The organism is Paracoccus sp. (in: a-proteobacteria) (assembly GCF_039808215.1).
Classification (GTDB): Bacteria; Pseudomonadota; Alphaproteobacteria; order Rhodobacterales; family Rhodobacteraceae; genus Paracoccus.
Map to the genome: position 1 here is coordinate 1 of NZ_JBDHSP010000135.1, position 4,312 is coordinate 4,312.

The window sequence follows — 4,312 nt, forward strand, 5'->3', positions numbered from 1 at the left end:
ATCGACATCGCCACCATCACGCAGGCGGCGGCGGCGACGGTCGGGTCGAGCCTGAGATTGAGGTCGTTCCAGATCCGCAGCGGCAGGGTCTCGATCGCCCCGGAGACGAACAGCGTGATGATCAGGTCGTCGAAGGAGGCGAAGAAGGCGAACATCGCCCCGGCCAGGATCGCCGGCCGCAGCGCCGGCATCGTCACCAGCAGGAAGCTGCGCCAGGGCCCCGCGCCCAGCACCCGCGCCGCGCGCTCGATCGTCTCGTCGAGATTGCGCAGGGCCGCGCTCACCACCACGATCACATAGGGCACGGCCACGACCGTATGGGCGAGGACCAGCGTGGTCAGGCTCTCCAGCCATCGCAACCGCGCGAACAGCATGAACATGCCGAGCGCGATGACGATGCCCGGCACGATCAGCGGCGCGATCGACAGCCCGTAGAGCAGCCCGGCCCCCGGCAGGCGGTGGCGCACGATCGCCAGCGCGCTCGCGGTGCCGATCGCGACCGACAGGATCGTCACCAGCACGCCGATCCTGACGCTGAGCCAGAGCGCCCCGCTCCAGGACGCGTCGGTGAACAGCACGCGGTACCAGCGCAGCGACCAGGCCGCCGGCGGAAAGCTCAGGATCTCCGATTCGTTGAAGGAGAGCGGAATCAGGAAGAGCAGCGGAAACAGCAGGAAGAAGACGACCGCGCAGAACCAGAGGCAAAGCCCGATGCGGACGAGACGGGGGCTCATCTCGCACTCCCGTAGAGATTGCGGTCCGGCACCAGCCGGCGCAGCAGCGCGACCGCGACGATGGTCGTCACCAGCAGGACGAGCGCCATGGCCGAGGCCGCCGTCCAGTCGTTCATCTGGTGGACCTGGAGGTCGATCAGGTTGGCGACGGTGCGGTGGCGCGGCCCGCCCAGCAGCGCCGGCGTGATGTAGAAGCCGAGCGAAAGGATGAAGAGCAGCATCGCGGCGGCGACGATGCCGGGCTTCGTCATCGGCAGATAGACATGCCAGAAGGCCCGCCAGGGCGAGGCGCCGAGGACGCGCGCGGCCCGCACCAGCCCCGGATCGAGCTCGGTCATGACGCCGACCAGCGTCAGGATCGCCACCGGCAGCAGGATCTGGACCATGCCGAGATGCACCGCCAGCGGCGTGAACATGAAGCGCTGCGGCTCGTCGGCGAGGCCGAGCCAGATCAGCGAGGCGTTGAGCAGCCCCTCGCGCCCGAGCACCAGCGACCATGTGTAGGTCCGCACCAGGACGCTGGTCCAGAACGGCAGCAGCACCAGCGCGAGATAGACGCCGCGCCGGGAGGCCGGCTGGCCGGCGATGAAGCAGGCGGCGGGATAGCCGAGGACGAGGCAGATCAGCGTCACGCTCAGCGCGAGCTTCAGCGTGTTCAGGAAGACCACCGCGAAGACGGGCGAGGAGAGCAGCCAGGCCGCGCCGGCGAGCGCGCCGCCCTTGCCCGAAAACGAGACCCGCATGATCTCGGCGAACGGGACCACGAAGAAGATCGCGAAGAGCAGGAGGAGCGGCGCGGCCAGAAGCGGCGCCACCAGCGATGTCCTGGACACGGTCCCCGCCTCCGGCCCTTGCCCGTCAGCTCAGCAGCCAGGCGGCCCAGCGCTCGGTCAGCTTCGGCCGGTGCTCGCTCCAGTATTCCGGGTTGAAGGAGTATTGCACCGCGACGTTGTCGGGATGGATCGGCAGGATCCGGGCGAGGTCGGGCGAGACCTTCTCGATCAGGCCGGGGGCGAAGCCGGGATAGGGCGAATCCTTCAGCATCTCGACGCCCTTGTCCGGGTCGAGGCGCGTCTTCATGTAGCGCATCGCCTCGCGCGGATGCTTGGCGCCCTTCGGAACCGCCCAGTAGGAGAGCTGCAGCGCGCCGCCGTTCCAGATGATGTCGACCGGCTTGCCCTCCTTCTTGAGCGGCGGCACGCGCCCGTTCCAGACCGTGCCCATCACCGCCTCGCCATCGACGAGGAGCTGGACCTGCTGGGCGCCGGTCGTCCACCAGGTCGCGACATGGCGCTTGATCTGGTCGAGCTTCTTGAAGGCGCGCTCGATATCGAGCGGGTAGAGCTTGTCGGCGGGCACGCCATCGGCCAGCAGGGCGAATTCGAGGTTCTGCACCGGCGAATCCTGCAGGGCGCGCGGCCCCGGGAAGCCCTTCACGTCCCAGAAATCGGCCCAGGATTTCGGCGCCTTGCCGCCGAACTTGTCGGTGCGATAGGCGATCACGGTCGAGAAGGTCGAGGTGACCATGCCGTATTTCTGGCGCGCGATCGGCGGCAGCTTGTTGTCGGGATCGACGATCGACCAGTCGATTTCGGTGAGCCAGCCGTTCTTCACGGCCTCGATCATGTCGGCCCCGCCCATCTCGGTCAGGTCCCATTCCATGTTGCCGGTCTCGACCATCGCCTTGAGCTTGGCGAGCGAGACGGGCGCCGTGGCGCGCACGCCGATGCCGGTCTCGGCGGTGAAGGGCTTCTCGTAGATCCGCTCCAGCGACTTCGCCAGGCTGCCGCCGGAGCCATTGACCGTGATCGTCACGGCCTGCGCCCGCGCACCCGCCCCCATCGCGGCCAGCGCCGCGCCACCCAGGGCCAGGCGGCCCATGTCACGTCTCGTCATTGCGGTCATCGTTCGTCTCCTCCCCTTGTCGTCGTTGCGAACCCATGTCAGCCGTCGAGAAACGCGGCCCTTTCCAGGCTGAATCCGAGCGTCACCGGCGCGCCCACCACCGGGCCTTCGCCGCGGTGCCGGCGCTGCTCCTGGACGATCACGCGCCCGGCCTGTTCCGTCTCGACGACATAGCGATAGCTGCCGCCATGGAAGGCCGCGTCGGCGATCCGCCCGGAGAGCAGCGCCGGGCCGCCGGCCTCGGAAACCCGCGTGAAATGCTCCGGGCGCAGCGCCACCCGCCCGCGCCAGCCTTCCGGCAGGCGGGCGGGCGCCGGCGCCTGCGTCCCCGCCAGGGACAGCCGGCCGCCGGCCGAGGTCGCGGGCAGGAAATTGGTCTCGCCGACGAACTGCGCCACGAAGGCGTTGCTGGGGTTGTCGTAGACCGCCGCCGGCGTGCCGATCTGCTCGATGCGCCCCTCGCTCATCACCACGATCCGGTCGGACATGGCGAGCGCCTCGCCCTGGTCGTGCGTCACATAGATCACGGTGCAGCCGATGCGGCGCTGAACCTCGCGGATCTCGTCCTGCATCGCCTCGCGCAGCTTGAGGTCGAGCGCGCCGAGCGGCTCGTCCATCAGCAGCACGCGCGGCTCGAACACGATGGCGCGGGCGCAGGCGACGCGCTGGCGCTGGCCGCCGGAGAGCTCGTGCGGCTTGCGCCCGCCGAAGCCGGCGAGCCGGACCATCGCCAGCGCCTGCTCGGCCCGGCGATGGCGCTCGGCCTTCGGCACGCCGCGCATGCGCAGCGGAAAGGCGACATTGTCGCGGACATCCATGTGCGGGAACAGCGAATAGCTCTGGAAGACCATGCCGACATTGCGCTTCTCGGTCGGCAGGCGGGTGATCGAGACCCCGTCGATCAGCACGTCGCCGGCGCTGGGCTCGATGAAGCCGGCGAGGATGTTGAGCGCCGTCGTCTTGCCGGAGCCCGAGGGGCCGAGGAAGGTGACGAACTCCCCGCCCGCTATGTCCAGCGAGAACTCCCGGAGCGCCTCGACCGGTCCGTAGCGCTTCGTGATTCCCGCAAACGAGATCGGCGCCCCGCCCGAGGAGGCCTGCAACCCTTTCGCGCCGCGATGTGCTAGAGATGGGTGCATCACGATCCTGAAACTGATATCAATGTCAGTATGTGAATCGGAGACGAGACGTGTCAAGCGGCCATCCATCCGCAAAGCAGGCTGACGAAGTCATCGATCCGGTCGAAAGGGCTGCCGGTCCGGGCGCCGGAAGGGCCGCAACCTCCGGCTTCAGCCTGCCGGAAGCCATGCGCGCCGAGTTGGAAGCCGCGCCGAAACTGTCGCGTTCGGAGATGACCCGCCGAAAGCTGATGATCGCGGCGGCCGAGTTGATCCAGGATTCAGGCTTCGGCGGTCTCAAGGTCGCCGATATCTGCAAGCGCGCCGATTTCGCCCACGGCACCTTCTACCTGCACTGGAAGGACAAGCGCGGCGTGGCGCATGACGTGCTCACCGCCTTCATGGAGGCGATCCGCGCGCACCGACCCCAGCGCCGGCCCGGCCAGAGCTTCTACCAGCGCCTCGCCATCGGCCATCTCTACTATATCGATCTCTACCGCCGGAATATCGGCCTGATGCGCTGCCAGGGGCAGCTCGCCGACGAGCTCGACGAGT

General features: G+C 68.5%; 5 protein-coding genes. 1 reads left to right on the forward strand and 4 read right to left on the reverse strand.

What is annotated here, in order from left to right; all coding sequences use genetic code 11:
- From WMK75_RS18500 to WMK75_RS18515, 4 genes are all read right to left on the reverse strand, one after another.
- The coding region (locus WMK75_RS18500; RefSeq protein ID WP_347269054.1) for an ABC transporter permease at window positions 1-734 on the reverse strand (734 nt) is incomplete at its 3' end.
- Complete coding sequence (locus tag WMK75_RS18505; RefSeq protein ID WP_347269055.1) at window positions 731-1,549, reverse strand: ABC transporter permease; 819 nt, start codon at window positions 1,547-1,549, stop codon at window positions 731-733. The genes WMK75_RS18500 and WMK75_RS18505, both read right to left, overlap by 4 nt.
- 43 nt (window positions 1,550-1,592) lie before the next feature.
- Window positions 1,593-2,630: an ABC transporter substrate-binding protein gene (locus tag WMK75_RS18510; RefSeq protein WP_347269056.1), complete on the reverse strand. Its 1,038-nt coding sequence runs from the start codon at window positions 2,628-2,630 to the stop codon at window positions 1,593-1,595.
- 47 nt (window positions 2,631-2,677) lie between these two features.
- Window positions 2,678-3,778, reverse strand: coding sequence for an ABC transporter ATP-binding protein (locus WMK75_RS18515; RefSeq protein ID WP_347269057.1), 1,101 nt, complete (start codon window positions 3,776-3,778; stop codon window positions 2,678-2,680).
- A gap of 50 nt (window positions 3,779-3,828) precedes the next feature.
- Between WMK75_RS18515 and WMK75_RS18520 the strand changes: the two genes are divergently transcribed.
- Window positions 3,829-4,312, forward strand: a 484-nt coding sequence (locus WMK75_RS18520) for a TetR/AcrR family transcriptional regulator (protein WP_347269058.1), incomplete at its 3' end; no start/stop codon positions are given.